At 46.1% G+C, this 17,684-nt stretch carries 15 protein-coding genes; 6 read left to right on the plus strand and 9 right to left on the minus strand.

Annotation, left to right across the window (positions count from 1 at the left end; all coding sequences use genetic code 11):
- Positions 1-49: 49 nt before the first annotated feature.
- Positions 50-481, plus strand: a complete 432-nt coding sequence (locus QT973_RS09865; protein WP_190657424.1) for a hypothetical protein — start codon at positions 50-52, stop codon at positions 479-481.
- Between the two features lie 224 nt (positions 482-705).
- Here the strand turns inward: QT973_RS09865 and QT973_RS09870 are convergent, their stop codons facing one another.
- From QT973_RS09870 to QT973_RS09880, 3 genes are all read right to left on the minus strand, one after another.
- The gene (locus QT973_RS09870; RefSeq protein WP_333054509.1) at positions 706-993 is read right to left on the minus strand and encodes a YggT family protein; all 288 of its coding nucleotides are present in this window, start codon (positions 991-993) and stop codon (positions 706-708) included.
- A gap of 230 nt (positions 994-1,223) precedes the next feature.
- Positions 1,224-1,547, minus strand: a complete 324-nt coding sequence (locus QT973_RS09875) for a hypothetical protein (protein WP_333054510.1) — start codon at positions 1,545-1,547, stop codon at positions 1,224-1,226.
- Positions 1,548-1,709: 162 nt separating this feature from the next.
- A complete protein-coding gene (locus QT973_RS09880) occupies positions 1,710-2,078 on the minus strand; it encodes a YkgJ family cysteine cluster protein (protein ID WP_333054511.1) in 369 nt (122 codons plus the stop codon).
- Positions 2,079-2,570: 492 nt separating this feature from the next.
- Here QT973_RS09880 and psb30 point away from each other — a divergent pair, with 492 nt between their 5' ends.
- The gene (gene psb30, locus QT973_RS09885; protein ID WP_333054512.1) at positions 2,571-2,711 is read left to right on the plus strand and encodes a photosystem II reaction center protein Ycf12/Psb30; all 141 of its coding nucleotides are present in this window, start codon (positions 2,571-2,573) and stop codon (positions 2,709-2,711) included.
- Between the two features lie 106 nt (positions 2,712-2,817).
- On the opposite strand, the gene QT973_RS09890 is transcribed toward psb30, so the two are convergent.
- Positions 2,818-4,965, minus strand: a complete 2,148-nt coding sequence (locus tag QT973_RS09890; protein ID WP_333391240.1) for a DHH family phosphoesterase — start codon at positions 4,963-4,965, stop codon at positions 2,818-2,820.
- A 375-nt stretch (positions 4,966-5,340) separates the two neighbouring features.
- On the opposite strand from QT973_RS09890, the gene QT973_RS09895 reads away from it, so the two are divergent.
- A complete protein-coding gene (locus tag QT973_RS09895) occupies positions 5,341-6,246 on the plus strand; it encodes a bestrophin family ion channel (protein WP_333054515.1) in 906 nt (301 codons plus the stop codon).
- Between the two features lie 66 nt (positions 6,247-6,312).
- On the opposite strand, the gene lnt is transcribed toward QT973_RS09895, so the two are convergent.
- Positions 6,313-8,133, minus strand: a complete 1,821-nt coding sequence (lnt, locus tag QT973_RS09900; RefSeq protein WP_333391268.1) for an apolipoprotein N-acyltransferase — start codon at positions 8,131-8,133, stop codon at positions 6,313-6,315.
- Positions 8,134-8,197: 64 nt separating this feature from the next.
- Between lnt and QT973_RS09905 the strand changes: the two genes are divergently transcribed.
- Positions 8,198-8,374, plus strand: a complete 177-nt coding sequence (locus QT973_RS09905) for a hypothetical protein (RefSeq protein ID WP_333054517.1) — start codon at positions 8,198-8,200, stop codon at positions 8,372-8,374.
- A gap of 95 nt (positions 8,375-8,469) precedes the next feature.
- Here the strand turns inward: QT973_RS09905 and psbA are convergent, their stop codons facing one another.
- Both psbA and QT973_RS09915 read right to left on the minus strand, forming a co-directional pair.
- Positions 8,470-9,552: a photosystem II q(b) protein gene (gene psbA / locus QT973_RS09910; protein ID WP_333160757.1), complete on the minus strand. Its 1,083-nt coding sequence runs from the start codon at positions 9,550-9,552 to the stop codon at positions 8,470-8,472.
- A gap of 674 nt (positions 9,553-10,226) precedes the next feature.
- Positions 10,227-10,574, minus strand: coding sequence for a histidine triad nucleotide-binding protein (locus QT973_RS09915; protein ID WP_190657440.1), 348 nt, complete (start codon positions 10,572-10,574; stop codon positions 10,227-10,229).
- A gap of 265 nt (positions 10,575-10,839) precedes the next feature.
- Between QT973_RS09915 and QT973_RS09920 the strand changes: the two genes are divergently transcribed.
- Positions 10,840-12,369, plus strand: a complete 1,530-nt coding sequence (locus QT973_RS09920) for a YifB family Mg chelatase-like AAA ATPase (RefSeq protein ID WP_333054521.1) — start codon at positions 10,840-10,842, stop codon at positions 12,367-12,369.
- 1,079 nt (positions 12,370-13,448) lie between these two features.
- Complete coding sequence (locus QT973_RS09925; RefSeq protein ID WP_333233760.1) at positions 13,449-14,834, plus strand: hypothetical protein; 1,386 nt, start codon at positions 13,449-13,451, stop codon at positions 14,832-14,834.
- Between the two features lie 433 nt (positions 14,835-15,267).
- On the opposite strand, the gene QT973_RS09930 is transcribed toward QT973_RS09925, so the two are convergent.
- Positions 15,268-16,110 carry a hypothetical protein gene (locus QT973_RS09930; RefSeq protein ID WP_333210184.1) on the minus strand — a complete coding sequence of 281 codons (843 nt, stop codon included), beginning with the start codon at positions 16,108-16,110 and terminating at the stop codon, positions 15,268-15,270.
- Between the two features lie 526 nt (positions 16,111-16,636).
- A complete protein-coding gene (gene moaA, locus QT973_RS09935) occupies positions 16,637-17,626 on the minus strand; it encodes a GTP 3',8-cyclase MoaA (protein ID WP_333054525.1) in 990 nt (329 codons plus the stop codon).
- Positions 17,627-17,684 lie beyond the last annotated feature (58 nt).

Below are 17,684 nucleotides of genomic sequence, written 5' to 3' on the forward strand. Positions count from 1 at the left end.
GCCCAATTCGCGCTAAGCTGAGAATTAAAATATACTTGCCCCCCCATTTATGAAATTTCGAGCTATCAGCCTTTTTTTTGCTACTTGCCTAATCGGAATTTTTAGTTTGGTATTCACTCCACCTGCTTGGGCTTTGACGCAGATTAAACTTTCAGACCTTTCTTATCGCGAATGTCCGGCAGAAATGGGAGAAGGAACAGTCACCAGCGGCAGTTCTATGGAAGCTACCTGCTTTTTGATTACTGGGAAAGCTGAAAATAGCACCGGCAAACCAGTTGTCAATGCCGATATTTTCGGCCGCATTTATGATGCTGACGACAATCCGGTGATGCAAAACCGGACTCGGTTGGGTTCTATAGAAGAAGTTCCTCCCGGAGTTAGCGATTTTCAGCTCAGAATTTCCGTTGCCGCCAATCAACGAACACCTTTGAAGCTCAAGCAATTTAAAGCTACAGGTTTTACTGGCGTGGTTCGCCGCTAACGAAACTCTTGGAGATTTTGGGTTGGCTGCCGATGAAATTGCGATGCAGTTTTCGATTTTCGATTGTTGAGCGGCCGGCAATTTCTCATTTCTAATTTACGATAAACTCCCCAGCTTTTCAACCGGGGAGTTAATCTAAAAATGTCAAATCTAAAATTTAGTTGCCGGCGGCTAGGTCTGCCAAACAATTTACGCTCGATGCTGAAAAACTTAAGCTTTTCCAACTACAAAGATGTTTGCAGGCTGGTCAAAAGACCGATCAAGAATTCCGAGCCGAATTGCAGTACAAAAAACGCAATTAGTGGTGAAAAGTCAATCCCTCCCAAGGGGGGGATAATCGAGCGGAATAGATTGAGGTAAGGGTCTGTTAACTGACTCAAAATTGAAAACGGGGGGTCGTACCAATTGATGTTAGGGAACCAGCTTAACAGCACCCGAATAATCATCAGGGCTACATAGATTTGCAGAAATGTGGACAGCGTGGTTGCCAAAAGGCCTAGGGAATAACTCATATATTCTCGTTGAAGTTTGAGTAAAGTTTACAGACACTTTAACTTAAAGTTTAGCATAGGTCGGGGAGAGGGGGAGCATGAGGCTGTTTACGGGCGGGCTAGAAGAGTAACGACCCACAATAAAATTCACTCTTGGCTTCACAGGCCCGAAAGGCCTGTTAAGCGAGAATGGTGCAAGATGTCAGTAGCCCCCATCGATCGGCCCGACTAATCTAAAATTTTAAAGGGATTCAGGAGTCTTGGGCGATCGAACCCTCGCTGCCCGACGCCGGCGCGTTGCCGTTTACGTCGCCGAGTTGCAGCCGCACGTCATCTATTGCCTGATTGAGCTGGGCAATTTTATCTTCTAAACTCAGCCTTGCTACTTCCATCCCTTCGGCTTCGAGTTGGCTGGCTTTCCTCTGGCGGATCTTTCTTGTCTTTGCTTCTGAAGGTTCACTCAGCAAAGCTTCAGCAGCGCGCCGCGACAGCACCGCGCCCAAAACGGCACCCACCAAGCCGCCAACTGCGGCTCCGGCAATAAATCCCCCCGTAAAACCCTCTCGATTGCTCATGGCTCAACTCAACAGCGCGATATTTCTTTGATTTGTTTATTTTGACACTCTCCCGGTGAGAAACCGGCAGACGATTTTAGATTTTAGATTTTAGATTTTAGATTGAGATGCCCAGCGCGAAAAATCATCCGCAAAGAGAAAGCCTAATGAGCATCAAGTCGGTTAGTTGTCAGGTAAGGCGAGAATTCCGACTTCCGAGTTAAAGCGGATCATTTCCAAAGATCGATCGCCATACAAATCTTCTATGTGTTCCAAGCAGCACTCGATCGCGAAATCGTTCAATTGGGCCGGCTCAACGCCGTACATTTCCTCAAACACCTCTGAGTCTACCCGACAAAAGCGCGGTCGATCGGCATAAATTCCGCATTCTCTGGTGGTTTTGTCAAAATTGATACACCAACCGTCATCTCCGACTAAGCTCAAATAGAGCGATAATTCGTCTTCTGATAAATACTCGTCTAAGTCTGGGCGCTCTGTTGGGTCGAGGTAACAACAAGCACCGCACTGCTTTACGCAACGCCAAGTAGCCATAGTTTGATTTTAGATTTTAGATTTTAGATTTTAGATTTTAGATTCGGAGCATTATGTGGAAAATGCCAAACTTTAGGAGATTTGGGCTCTTCAAGTATATCAATTGCCAGCGCCGGAGGCCCATATCCCGAAGGGGCGGTTGGATTTGAGATTTGAGATTTGAGATTTGGGAGACTTTCCGGGAAGGGGCATCAAGTCCGCAGTTCCCTGTGACCAAGACTTTCTTCATGTGGTACCCGCCACGTGATTTATCCGTGGAATCAATCCAAAATCGAAAATTGAAAATCCTTGCGTCCCCCGAATTTATCCCTGGGGTCAATCCAAAATCTAAAATCTCAAATCTAAAATCGAATGACTGAGAGGTCGATCGTAGTTTACATTTTGTTGAATTTTGTAAAGTTCCTTAAAAAATATGGTCGATCGCCCGGTAAAATCAGAAGCGGATTTTCTAATGCAACAATCTAGACTTAATCACTACAGTCAGGAGGACAAATGGACTTTATAACCGATCTTTTCAGTGGTATGGGTGGTGTAGACTACCAACTCATTGTTCAGGTAGCTTTACTCGCAGCCGTCGTGCTTTCTGGCCCGATCGTGATTTTTCTCTTGGCAGCTAAAGGCGGCGACCTGTAATTATAGCACGCTAGGCGGCGATCGAGAGTTGGGAGTTTTGAGTTTTAAATTAGGCAAAATTCACAACGCTCGATCGCCAAATTTCCCAGCAGCACGAGCTTTCTTATCAAATACCAAGGGCGTGTTTAGCAGTTTGAATCAAATTCTCAAAAAAAGGTAGAGATACATCGACTTCTCTAGCATCTTTGCGGGAGTTACCTAACAAACCGATGTTTTGTCCGGGTGCAACAGCCAAAACTTGCCCTTGAGAGTTGCGAATTCTCAATTCCTCGATCGAGCCGGCGGGAGACAGACTGCAAGAATAAGTGCGATCGCAATAATCAAACTCAACTTTTCCGAACCTCGGTGGCCTGGAAGTAGCAGCATTTGCCGGTAGCCGAACGCCCAACAATTCTAACTCAACCGATGTCTTGCCATTAAAACTATTTTCCCGCAATCGGTAAGCAAGATCAACCCGCCGAGGCAAAGGAAAATATTCGCCCCAACGCCAAGCAATCGCCTTCACACTAGCCGATACATTTCCATCTTGAGTTGCAGTTAATTTAACGTGACCTCCTTTACCAACAATTTTCTGTTCAGTTATGCAAACATTAGGCGTCCAAAATACAGGAGCCTTATTTTCAATCCCGCAAGGTTCCAGAGCATCAATTTGTCGGTAAAGGTCAAGATTAATCTCAGCCAAATCTGCTCGCACGTCAACTGAAACCAGCGGTTTTAAGTGTTCCGGCTGCAAACATTGATTGGCAAAAATTGACAATTGGCTGCGGAATTGTTCGATATTCTCAGCAGGCATAGAAAAACCGCCAGCCGCTTTGTGTCCGCCAAATTTAGTTAATAAATCCGCGCAAAAATTCAGCCCATCAAATACATTAAACTCAGGAATTCCCCTCGCCGAACCCCGGACAATTTTAGCGGGCGGGCACGGGGGAACGGAGGAGGATGAGGTTGTAGGGGCGGTGCCCCCGTGCCCGCCCTCATCCTCAAAAGTACCAATAAACACAGGTACGCCGTAGCGTTCCACCAACCGAGAAGCTACAATCCCGATCACCCCGTGGTGCCAACCGGGCTGCACCACAACTAAAACTCGTTCTTGCTGCAAGTCGATCGCCTTTTCCTCGCACCAAGCAATTGCTTCCTGCTCAATTTCCTGGCACAACTCCTGCCTGCGCTGATTAATTTGTTCGCACTGCATCGCGTTTTTAAGAGCTAATTCGCGATCGTCCGTAGTCAGCAACTCTATCACAATTTGAGGGTCAGCCAGCCGCCCCACAGCATTAATCCGGGGCCCAAGCCTAAAACCAATATCTTCAGGCTTTAACGAATTTTGAGTAGGGGCGGTGCCCCCGTGCCCGCCCTTGAGTTTTGAGTTGAGAATAGATGAACTTTCCGCACTTCCAGGCTGCACTCCCGCCACCTGAATCAAAGCCTGAATACCCGCCAATTGCGAGTGAGGCAACAGCCGCAAACCCCGCTTTACCCAGCGCCGATTAACTCCAGTCAAAGGTGCTAAATCCGCAATAGTTCCCAACGTGAATAACTCCAGCAGGGGATTTACCAACCCCCCAACTTTTTTCATATCCTGAGCCAAAGTAATAGCCAAAACATAAGCAACGCCTACGCCAGCTAAACCGCGATAAGGCGAAGATTCCGCGATTAATTTCGGGTTGAGAATAGCATCTGCCGGCGGCAGTTTTGGCGGCAAATCGTGGTGGTCTGTAATAATAACTTTGACACCGAGTTCTCGTGCTCTGGCAACCGGGCCGTAGGCTGCAATTCCGTTGTCAACCGTGAGAATGAGAGCGACACCTTCCGAGTGAAATTCTTCTACAATGCGATCGTTAATCCCATAACCTTCTCGCATCCGGCTCGGAATAGCATAATCCACATTCGCCCCCAGAACCCTGAGAGCGCGTAACAACAAAGCCGTGCTCGTCATCCCGTCAGCATCGTAGTCGCCGCAAATCGCAATTTTTTGCCCTCCCGAAATCGCCTCCCGCAACAATTTGACACTCGCAGCCAAATCTGGAAACTCATCCATTGGCGCCGGCAAAACCAGAGATTCCGGTTCGATAAACCCTTGCACTTCTTTAACCGAATCGATGCCCCGGTTAATCAGCACCTGGGCCAGCAAAGGCGACAAACTGATTTCAGTGGCAAACTGTTCGGCTTGCTGTGTTTGAGGCGAATAAATTTGCCACCGTTGGTTTGGCAATCGGTGAAAATGCGGGGGCACAGATGTCGGTAGCTCTTGCACGGAAGCTGAGGTTTAAAGATACATGATTAATCTTACCGAATTAAGTGCCTCAGTCAATCAATTTTAGATTTTAGGTTTTAGGTTTTAGATTTTAGATTGATGCTGATGAGTTTTTTGGGTAAAATCCAAAGGTTGTTTGTAGGAAAGCTTTTTTCGGAAGCTCTCACCGCACCCAAATAGGGATCAAAGCCCTGCCAACAGTCATGGAGACCAAAAAATTTTAGACCAAAGTTCAAACGCCCCAGATTTATCTGTGGAGTCAATCTAAAATCTCGAATCTCAAATCGACTGGTGGGAGCCGAAGAAATAAGTGTAGCAGGCAGTTGTGCCGCCCGTGCTAGGGCGAGGCTAATTTAATTTAATGAGGAGACTTGCATGAGAGACGATCGACCACCTTGGTTTAAAATGGCATTACAGGTTCGGGGGTCTGTCATTCTCTCAATTTTGCCCCGCGTTTTGCTGTGCGGCGGCTTTGGAGTTTTTATTTCCCTACTGCACTTTTTTAAGTGGCCAGTTTCCTTACCAATTTTGTCGAGTATTGTACCCAGTATAGTCCTGGGTCTACTATTAGTTTTTCGGACAAATACAGCCTACGAAAGATTTTGGGACGGCCGAAAAATGTGGGGAACTTTAGTCAACAACGTCCGCAATTTGGCGCGCCAAATCTGGGTAGCAATTGAGGAAAAAGACCCGCAGGATATCGAACTCAAAAAGTCAGTCCTGCGCCTGTTACCCGCCTTTGCAGTGGCCCTAAAACTGCATTTGCGGCAAGAATCAGTCAATCCAGAGTTGGAGCCGTTAATGTCCCCAGCGCACTACCACAAGCTCAAATCAATGAACAATCCGCCTCTAGAAATTGCCTTTTGGATTGAGGATTACTTGCACGAGCAGTACGAGCGCAATTGCCTCGATGTTTATCAGTTAACTGGTATGAATGAGTTGCTCAACTCTATGATTGATGTATTAGGTGGCTGCGAGCGGATTTTGAAGACGCCTATCCCTTTGGCTTACGCGATTCACCTGAAACAACTATTGTTGCTTTACTGTTTAGCCCTCCCCTTTCAAATGGTGAAAGATTTGGGTTGGGGAACCGGCTTAGTTGTGGCTTTAATTAGTTTTACTTTGTTCGGCATCGAAGAAATCGGCATTGAAATAGAAAATCCCTTCGGGCACGATGACAATGATTTGCCTTTGGACAATATTTGTGCTGCCATGCAGCGCAATATCGACGATTTAATTTCTTTATCTCCTAGCGTTCACGAACACGTGAAAGATAAGTAGAGTCATTCGATTTTAGATTTTAGATTTTAGATTGGTACATAAAATCTAAAATCTAAAAGCTTCGGATTAATTTTTTTTAACAATCAACCGCATTAACCCCGCTAATACTAACAATACAGGTGTCAGCCAATCTCCCCACCGCACGTAAAAAGTCCGAGTTTGCCGCCGATAGATAGTAGCATCTCGGACTTCATAGGTATTAATCCCAGACTTCCAAACCGTCTCGCCGCGAGGATTTACAAAAGCAGAGTAACCCGTATTAGTTGCGATAACTGCCCATCTATCCGTCTCAATTGCCCGCATCACATCTAGAGCGTGATGTTGATCCAACATGGGCGGTTTGTAGTGGGCATTGTTGGAAGCTGTGAGCATAAATTCGCCTCCATTCGCCGCCTGATATCGGAAAATTTCCGCAAAGGCCGAATCGTAACAAATTCCGACAATGGCGCGGCCAAACGGCGTATCAAACAATTGTTGAGAATTGCCGGGTACTAAATGAGCATCTAAGGGCGAAAGTCGATTAATAATCCCGCCTAAGATTTCGTAAAAAGGGATATATTCGCCTAAAGGCACTAGCTTTAGTTTATCGTAGCGGCCGACAATTTCTCCAGTGCGATCGATCGCCAATAAGCTGTTAGTGATACTATTATCTTGCTGTCCGAATCCTCCAACCCAAGCCACAACGCCGCGTTCTAGAATAGCTTGATAAAAGGAAAGAGTAGAACGTTGATACTCGTTTGTCCAGATAAAAGGCAAAGCGGTCTCTGGAATTAACACAGCATCGACTTTTCTGTCTGCTAACTGTTTGTATCCAGTGGTGTAACCTTCTAAAGCGCGCCCCCAACCCGCTGAGTCAAACTTAATCTCGTTAGGAATATTGCCTTGAATAATGCCAATTTTTAATGATGTTCCCGCCTCTTGAATTAAAGGCCGATTGTACAAACTCCAGCCTGCAATATGCAAAACTAAAAATAAACCCGCAGGCAAAATATAAGCAACCGACTTCTTCCCTCGGACTTCTCCCTTCTTACCTCGGACTCTCTCCTGCTTCCATCCATCCGTTACATCCGTTACATCCGTTACACAATCCGTTGCCGAACTTCCTTCTTCCTTCTTCCTTCTTCCTTCAATAAAAGCTTCTGCGATTAAGCCATTTACTGCTACAATAGCCGCTGTTACTGCGCTGGGCCCGGAGAGTTGACCGAGGTGCAATATTGCTAAATTGTGCGGGCTTTGCGTGTAAGATAGTGATGTCCACCACAGCGAACCTGTACTCCAAATACTTTCTAAGGCACACCACAAAGCTGTGCCAATTAAAACGCGAGTTAATGCTGAAAATTTAGAGCTACCCCCCCCAGCCCCCCCTTGTAAAGGGGGGGAGTTAGGAATAGGGTTTTTGCCTGGTAAAGTGAGGGAGTTGAGAATTACAAATAGCCACGCCCAAACGGCGACTAAGGCTGCTCCCCAGAGGGTGATGAATGCCCAGCAAAAAAGTGCGATCGCCAAACTCGGCCACCAAGGAACTCCCAACCAAGTCATCGGGTGAATTCCCATAATCCAAGATAAAGCTAATCCGTGATAGCCAATTCCCCAGAGTGAAGGAAGAAGGAAGTTCGGCAACGGATTCTGTAACGGATGTAACGGATGGATTTTGAGGAAAGAAGGAAGAAAGAGAAATTTTTGTTTTTGTTGTTCTATTTTTGGCTTTTGATAACTGACAACCAAAACCCACAGCGGAGCTAATGCTACCCAAGCCAATAGCCAAGCATTTACTGGTGCGGTTGTCAATGCCATCAAAATGCCGCTGAAAAGTGGGATCGCCCAGGCTAATGTTTTTGATTTATGAACCACGAGTTTTTCAAATTTGTGCCTGTTAAATATCGCCACTTTGATGCTTGCCAAAAATAATAATTCTTAATCAATATATCAGATCGATCGGGAAGAAGGGAGTTTGGCAACGAGCAGTGTACGGAATTTAACGGATTTAATGAATTTAACTCACATTTTGCACCCTTCTCAAGAACAGGCTTTTCGGCCTGTTCCACAAAGAGTTAGTTTTCTTGTGGAACAGGCCGAAAAGCCTGTTCCTAAACAATTAATTGAGAATGGTGCAACATCTCAGATTTAACGGATTTAACCGAAAAAAATCTCTCAAATTCTACTTGCTCAAACAAAAAGCGCCCCTATTTCTAGGAGCGCTTTTTGTTAAATCAAAAGCTAAATTTAGCCGTTGATGGAAGGAGCAACCATTGCTACTGGGGTGACTTCACCGGCGGCCAAGTCGAGGGGGAAGTTGTGAGCGTTGCGCTCGTGCATTACTTCCATGCCCAAGTTAGCGCGGTTGATGACATCAGCCCAAGTGTTGATGACGCGACCTTGCGAGTCGATAATCGATTGGTTGAAGTTGAAACCGTTGAGGTTAAACGCCATCGTGGAAATACCCAAAGCGGTAAACCAGATGCCGACAACAGGCCATGCACCTAACAAGAAGTGCAGAGAACGGCTGTTGTTAAAGCTCGCGTATTGGAAAATCAAACGACCGAAGTAGCCGTGGGCTGCAACGATGTTGTAGGTTTCTTCTTCTTGACCGAATTTGTAACCGTAGTTCAAAGATTCAGTTTCGGTTGTTTCGCGAACCAAGCTAGAGGTAACAAGAGAACCGTGCATGGCGGAGAACAGAGCACCGCCGAAGACACCAGCAACTCCCAACATATGGAAGGGGTGCATCAGGATGTTGTGCTCGGCTTGGAACACGATCATGAAGTTGAAGGTGCCGGAGATACCCAAGGGCATACCGTCAGAAAAGCTGCCTTGTCCGATCGGGTAAATCAAGAATACTGCGGTGGCTGCTGCAACAGGTGCAGAGTAAGCGACGCAGATCCAAGGACGCATACCTAAACGGTAGGACAGTTCCCATTCACGACCCATGTAGCAGAAAATGCCAATCAGGAAGTGAAATACTACCAATTGGTAGGGGCCGCCGTTGTACAACCATTCATCGAGGGAAGCTGCTTCCCAGATGGGATAGAAGTGAAGCCCGATCGCATTCGATGAAGGCACAACAGCACCAGTAATGATGTTGTTGCCGTACATCAAGGAACCAGCTACTGGTTCGCGGATGCCGTCGATGTCCACTGGAGGAGCAGCGATGAAGGCGATGATGTAGCAGATGGTGGCACTCAGCAAGGTGGGAATCATCAAGACGCCGAACCAACCGATGTAAATCCGGTTTTCAGTGCTTGTGACCCATTCACAAAAGCGTTCCCAAACGTTGCCGCTTTCGCGACGCTGTACGGTTGTTGTCATTTGGTTTATGATGGCTTAATTGAATTTTCAAGGTTCATTGTGGGGATGTCCCACGCTTATATTAGTAACACCATTCACTAAAGTTTGCCAAGGGATTTCTGCTGACAATTCAAAAATTTTACAAACTTTTACAAAAATTTGATTATTAGTAAATATTTGTAGTTTTTTACAAAGTAAAATTACACACCAAACGAGTTAAATACAGCGGTCAGAAGAACTGAATCTATTGTCTGTAGCTTGGTTCAGCAGCTCCATCAAATTATTTTTGTTCAGGTCGATTCTCTTTCTATTTAAATATCTCTTAATTAGGTCTGGGGGAGAGGATTTTTAATATTTATTCACATATACCCGGTGGATTCTGCGAGGGTAAATTTTTATCGGGAGAATACTGACAACCGGGTTTCTAGTGCGATCGGGCTGCATTAGACAAGATTGCAACAGTTCTTTTAATTAAATTTTAGGACGGGCTAGAAGCCCATCCCACAAGAAAAAAAATTTGTGGGATGGGCTTCTAGCCCGTCCTAATTATTTTTGCAATTCAAGTCTATTCTCAATAAGAGCCAATCAACCGGGTTTATTGACGAAAAAAGAAACCCGGTTTCTGAGGCGCTGGGCAATAGACATCAACCGGGTTTCTGAGGATGAATCCGCAAGTTATGCGTAAAAATTAGGCTTTAGCCTGGGGGCCACTTCATCTGCCGTCCGCCGAGAATGTGAAGGTGCAGGTGGTCTACAGTTTGGCCGCCGTCGCTGCCGCTATTAATGACGACGCGATAGCCGTTGCTAAGTCCGAGTTGTTCTGCTACGCGCTTGACAGTCAGCAGCAGGTGTCCCATGAGAGCATGATCTTCCGACTCGGCATCGGCTAATTTGGCAATAGGCTGTTTGGGAATGACGAGGATGTGGACGGGCGCTTGCGGATTGATATCTCTGAAGGCGAGGGCCAAGTCGTCCTCATAAACGATGTCTGCGGGAATCTCTTTGCGGATGATTTTGCTGAAAAGCGTTTCTTGAGTTGTCATGGGTGTTAACGAAGTTCGGCAACGGATTGTGTAACGGATGTAACGGATTTAACGGATGGAGTTTGACGGAAGAGGGCAGAAGGAAGAGGGCAGAAGGCGGAAGGGAGAAGGGGAAGAGGGAAGAGGGAAGACTCAGCAGGAGAGAGGGAAGAGGAGAAAAAGAAGAGGCAAGGAAAAGTTTTTCTTGCCTCTCCCGATATTCATTAGTCATTGTTAATCATAATAGATGATGAATCAAGGACAGGCAAATTAAGGATAAAGAAAAATGCTTGCTAGGGTTTGGAGTGCATCGATCGTTGGAATTGACGCGGTAAAGGTGGGTGTTGAGGCTGATGTGTCAGGGGGGCTACCGAAAATCGTCGTTGTGGGGTTGCCCGATTCTGCGGTGCAAGAAGCTAAAGAAAGGGTTAAGGCTACGCTGAAAAATTCGGGATATGCTTTTCCGATGCGGAGTATTGTGATTAATTTGACTCCGGCGGATTTGCGGAAGGAGGGGCCGAGTTTTGATTTGCCGATCGCCATTGGCATTTTAGCAGCATCAGAACAAGTCAGCGGTCAACTTTTAGGAGATTATTTGTTTTTAGGGGAACTTTCTTTAGATGGGAGTTTACGGCCTGTGGCTGGGGTTTTGCCGATCGCCGCTGCTGCTCAAAAAATGGGTATTTCAGGATTAGTTGTACCGGCTGGTAACGCGCAGGAAGCGGCTTTGGTGCACGGAATATCTGTTTATGGTTTTGAGAATATTTTTGCAGTTACTGATTTTTTGAACAATCCTGAAGTTTATTCGCCTGTCGAAGTAAACGGTCGAGAAGAGTTAGCTAAAACGCGGTTTTCGGGTTTAGATTTAAAGGATGTAAAGGGGCAAATTCACGCGCGGCGGGCTTTGGAAATTGCGGCGGCGGGGGGGCACAATTTAATTTTTGTGGGGCCGCCAGGGAGCGGTAAGACGATGTTGGCGAGGCGTTTGCCTGGTATTTTGCCGCCGCTGACTTTTGATGAAGCTTTGGATGTAACTCAGATTCATTCGGTGGCTGGGTTGTTGAAGGATAAGGGAAGCTTGGTGGGCGATCGGCCTTTTCGCAGTCCTCACCATTCAGCATCGGGGCCTTCTTTGGTAGGTGGCGGCAGTTTTCCGCGTCCGGGTGAAATTTCTTTAGCACATCGCGGCATTCTTTTTTTGGATGAATTAACTGAGTTTAAAAGAGATGTTTTGGAGTTTTTGCGACAACCGCTGGAAGATGGTTATGTGACGATTTCTCGAACTAGACAATCCGTGATGTTTCCGGCTCAATTCACTTTAGTTGCGAGTACAAATCCTTGCGCTTGCGGTTATTACGGGGATTCGATTCAACAGTGTACTTGTTCGCCGCAAAAGAGGGAGCAATATTGGGCAAAACTTTCGGGGCCTTTGATGGATCGGATTGATTTGCAAGTGGCCGTAAATCGTTTGAAACCCGAAGAAATTACGCGACAGCCGACGGGGGAGGAGTCGGAACCGGTGCGGGTGAGAGTACAGCGGGCGCGAGAGCTCGCAACTCGCCGTTTTCAGTCGGAATCTAGTTTGCGCTGTAATGCGGAAATGCAAAGCAGTCACATTAACAGATGGTGTCAGTTGGATGATGCTTCTCGGAATTTATTGGAGATGGCGATTCGGAAGTTGGGGCTTTCGGCGAGGGCTAGCGATCGCATTTTGAAGGTTGCTAGAACTATTGCTGATTTGTCGGGGGATGAAAGCTTGAAAACGAATCATGTGGCGGAGGCGGTGCAGTATCGGACGATCGATCGAATGCAGTAAGTCAATCGATTTTAGATTTTAGATTTTAGATTTTAGATTTTAGAGGCGACCCCACGGATAAATGCTCTTTCTGGAGGATTTTCGATTTTCGATTTGGGATTGATTCCACGGATAAATCACGTGGCGGGTACCACATGAAGAAATTCGCTTGTCAGCAGCGGCTCAAAAGACACAATCCCCCGATCCCCGACTTCTTAAAGAAGTTGGGTATTTAACAGTTGATTCGGCGATTTAAATTGCTTCTAAACATACGAAGTCGCAGCAGAGGGGGACGAAGGGATTGAGGGGGTATTGAAGCTCGATTGATGTTGTCCCATTATTTAATTGAGCCACTGAAACGCCCCGATGTTCCCATGTTTATTGTCTGATTTTGTGCTGCATGGTGCCAGTATCACTTGTGACCGAAAGCATCCAGGATACCCGCCACGTGATTCATCCGTGGAGAAATCAAAAACGTGTATCCGATAAGCAAGCCCCCGAATTTATCTCGCGCAAGTCAATGCTTCAATCTAAAATCTAAAATCTAAAATCTAAAATCGATTGACAGTTGCGTAAGTTCTGTTAGTGTTAGATTGGGGGAGGTCACAGCAAACCAAGGCAGCAGTTAAAGTGGCGAGCGAGGAAGCTTTAGACCAACTGCCCGAAAGCTAATCAACTGAAGTTTATCAGCACGTCTAGGAATCTTATTCTGAGGCCACACGCAGTATTTAGACCACCGCAGCTTGAAGCTGGTGTCAATGCCACCCACCCACAGCTTTTGTCAAAAATCCCTCATAATTTCCTCAAAAATTCATCAAGTTTTTACCCACTTTTTGTCATTTTTACTGTAATTTATGATACCGATCGCCCAAGTTGCCCGAATCTCCACAACGGCAGAATTTTTAATACTTAATTTCTCTCCCTCGCTCTCCCTCGCTCTCCCTCGCTCTTCCTCGCTCTTCCTCTTTCCCTCGCCCCCTCTCCCTGTTTCACCCTAAAATTTGAAATTTTTGAGTGACGAATTATGGCACGATCGCAGCGCGTTTTGATACCATGCAATCAAGCGCAAGACAATCAGGGAATGCACTGGAGGTGTGTAAATGGAGCTTTTCGCAGAACAAAAACGGTGCTTGGATTGCTTGGTAAGCTCGATCGAGCAATTGGGAGGTCAAGTAGACATTCCCAAGCTGGAGCAGATAGCTGAGCTAATTATTCAAACGATGAGAGGGCCTTGGCGCTACTTTCACACGTCGGAACACATTTTTGAGGTCGGGGGGTCAGTCGATCCGATCGAGGTGCTGGCTGCCCTGTTTCACGACCTCGTGTACGTGCAAGTCGATCAGGGGGTTAGTTTCAATATTAGCAGCGCCCTTTGTCCTTTTGTCAAAGAAGTGCGATCGCAGTTAGTTATTAGAGATGAAACCGAACTGCCCGACGATGCCATGTATCACCTAGTGGCCTCAGTATTTGGGTTTATTCCCGGCAAGACTCTCTCTCCGTTTGGCGGCCAAAACGAATTTTTGAGTGCCGTTATTGCTGCCAAATCTTTGGAGCCTTTTTTGCCAGCTAGTACGATCGCCGAAATCGCCGCTTGCATCGAAGCTACTATCCCTTTTCGCCCCGTTTCGCCCAGCGGTTTGAGTGCGATCGAACTTTTGTACCAGCGTTTAGCAAGTGCAAATCGCGATTTTAACTTGGGATGGAGCGATGCCCAAACCTTAGAAATTGTCAAGCGTGCAGTCAGGTTAGCAAATAGAGATGTCGAGAATTTTGCATCTCCAAATTCCTCTAATTTCTTAGACAATACCTGGAATTTGATGCCAGAAACCAACCACGAATTGACCAATGTTAATTCCTATACTGTTGCCGGATATCGCAGGTCTCTGCAAAAAATGGAAGGATTTTTGAACTTCCTCAAACCCGAGCTGGTTTTCCAGCAGTTTATGCAAGAGCCGGACGATGCAACCTACGCTAACCTGATTGCCCGAACTCGCAAAAATATCGAAGTTGCTAAACTTTATCTGGGTATCAAGCTAATTACCATCGCCATTTTAGAAGCTCTTTCCTACCGCTTGGGGCGCGATATTCCGCTTTCTACTATGATGGGAGAATTGCGCGCACCCGGATTTAAGACCTCAGTTTTGGAGGATTACTTGCCCAACAAACAGATTGCCTACCCATTAGAAACTCAGTTGGAAAAAGAGGTTTTAAATTTGTTAGCAATAGGACGAAATCAAGAATCTCCCTATGATATTAAAAACTCTCCCGTAGCTACGTTTATTATCAAATCTATCGGTTTTGCTGAAACTGAAAACTTTTTGAAGAAAGCTCAAGAGTTTTTTGCCGGTCATATTTCCTCGGAAGAGTTTCTCTCTTACTGTTCTCCCGATGTCATCGAGACCATCTCCTCCGGGGTGATGAAACTATTTGACAGCAGAAAGACGGCTTTAGGGAAAGTTAAATTAGTTCACCAAACAGTTTCTTAGGATAGATTGGCAAAATCTTAAAACGTTTTCCATCGCAGAAACCTGGTTTTTTGAGTTCAGCCACAATGTGCGGTTAGTCTGAGATGTTGCATTATTCTCGCTTAACAGGCTTTCGAGCCTGTTCCACAACAAGTGCATTTTCTTGTGGGGAGTAGGGGTTGGGCAGGATATCCCGCCTATAGCAGGCTTATTGATAATGGTGCAAGATTTCACTTTAAACCCTAAAAAAAGTCCTCTTTAACTAATATGTTGCACCATTATCAATAAGCCTTTTATGAACAGGCTTTTCGGCCTGTTCCACAAGAAAATTTATATTTTGTGGAACAGGCCGAAAAGCCTGTTAAGCGAGAATGGTGCCAGATATCAGCTTTAAAGGACTTTAGCTATGAGTCTGGGGTTTGAACCCGTAGCGGACTAATTCGACATCAAACTTTTATTGTGGTGAACCAGTCGCACCCTCTGCGCCGGAGTTGCTATTAGGTACAGCCGTATCCGTAGGATTAGAATCGCTCTGGCTTTCCGTATTAGTTTGGCCACTGGTACCTGCTCCAGAAGCACCATCATCTTGAGTTGGAGATGGAGTAGCTGAACTCTCAGGTGCTGGAGTTGTTGGAGTGGAATCTGGCTCATTCTGCGGAGTCGGAACCGTAGTATTGGTATTATTTGACGGCGAAGATGGAGACGGCGCTGCTTCCTGAGCGGGTGCATCTTGCTGCTGTGAATTTGGAATTGTAATATTGATATTGGGAGCCGGACTTGCTTGAGGAGCCGGAGTTGCGTTTTGAGCTGGACTTGGTTGAGGATCAGGCGTAGGGTTTTGAGCTGGAGATGGTTGAACCGGAACCGGAACAATCTTTTGAATGATCGTTTTTTCTCTCTCTATAGTCCGAGTCGGAGCTGGTGTTGCTGAAGGCTGATTCGCTTTCGGTACAACAATCACAGGAGCAGAAGCCGGAGTAGGAGCCTCCTCACTCCGATTGAAGTAATATACACTGCCCAGAACTAAGCCTGCCAAAGAAGCAAGAAGAATTCCTAACAGTAACCCGCGACCAGCATTCTCATTATCGCGGACTTCTTGGACTCCAAGTTGGCGGTGATTTTCCGCCATTTGACCCTGTACATAACCTTGGTGATGAGCTGCTTCTTTAGAAGCCTTCCCCGTTGTACTCGGAACACTTGTAGTGGTTCGCGTTGTACTGACGTGACCGTTAGTTGCATCGGTGTGAACTTCTTGATGAATTTCACGGCTAGAGCTATTTTCTTCGTTAGGTTTCATAATTATCTTGCCACAACTATTCAAAAAATATTGTCTGTAGGAGATGCCCTGGTTTGAAAACTTGAGCTAAGCTGTTGAGCATTTAAATCACTTATTTCGATTTACCGTCAAGATTCAGGTGTAAGCGTTGGGTGTTTGGCTCATGAGTTTAATTGCTTAACAGCTTTTAGCTTAGGGAGTTTAGAGAACTTTTGGTTTTTCCTTCATTTGTATCCAATGTAACTCGTTAAGGTATTAACCAGGCTCTACCCTCAGAGTGATTCCCAAGTCCCCAAAGGCATAGAATTAGCCGTACTTCAACAAAGAATATCGGCTAAATGAGTGATTTATAATGCTTGCGGTGCAAGCATATAGCAATCCTTGCAGGAGTCGTGATTTTTTACGACTCCTGCAAGGATTGCTATAGTAGTTGTAGGTTGGGTTGAGGAACGAAACCCAACTTGTTACTTTCACAGAGAGTTGGGTTTTGCTTAGCTCAACGCAACCTAGGAATAAGTACATAAATGACCGATCGCACTAAAGACAATTACCCACCGATTTGAGACATGGTGCGACTGTAATTTCCTTGAGTAGTTCCCGAATCCCGCTGTTTGAAATTAATTTCCGGTTTCATCTCTAATATGTGCCGCACTCGATCGCGCAATTCAACCGTAGACACCCCATTCCGCAAAGCAGTTTTCAAGTCAATTTGCCCGGTTTCGTTCAGCAGACAAGGCCGCAGCCACCCGTCAGCAGACAAACGCATCCGGTTGCAGCGATCGCAAAAACACTCGGACATTTGGCTGATAAATCCTAAAGTGCCCTTCGCCCCCGGAATTTGAAACACATCCGCCGGCCCATTTCCGCGAACACCCGACTCCGCTAACCCGTATTTGTCGCTAATTCGTTGCCGCAATTCGGCTGAGGCTACCCAACCCTTATCGCCAAATAAATCCCCATTGCCGATCGGCATAAACTCAATAAAACGAACGTGCCAATTCCGGTTAATAGTTAACGCCGCTAAATCCAATATTTCGCCGTCATTCACACCGGGAATTACCACAACATTCAGTTTCAGCGGGTCAAATCCTGCGTGATAAGCCGCTTGAATTCCCTCCCAAACCTGCGTCCATCGCGATCGTCCCCGACTGCCAATTATCTTATCAAAAGTCTCCGGTTCCAGCGAATCCAAACTAATATTAATCCGGCGCAAACCAGCATCGTAGAGATTTTGGGCCATTCCCGCCAGCAAAAAGCCATTAGTTGTCATTGACAAATCTCGCGTTTCCGGCAAAGATGCGATCGACCTTACCAAATCCACCACCCCAGGGCGCAGCAGCGGTTCCCCACCCGTCAACCGAAACTTGGTAAATCCCACGGGTATAAAAACTTCCCGCAGCAGAGTTAGCAATTCCGAGTGAGTTAACAACTGCTGCTGCAATACATAGTCCAACTCACTACCTTCCGGCATACAGTAGAGACAGCGGAAGTTGCAGCGGTCTATCAAGCTAATCCGAAGGTAGTCTACGGTATCCATGTCAATAGTTTGTAATATTATTTAATTATAAATGCTGACTCGATTTTCTGCAATTATT

This window comes from Microcoleus sp. Z1_A1 (genome assembly GCF_036700305.1).
Classification (GTDB): Bacteria; Cyanobacteriota; Cyanobacteriia; order Cyanobacteriales; family Microcoleaceae; genus Microcoleus.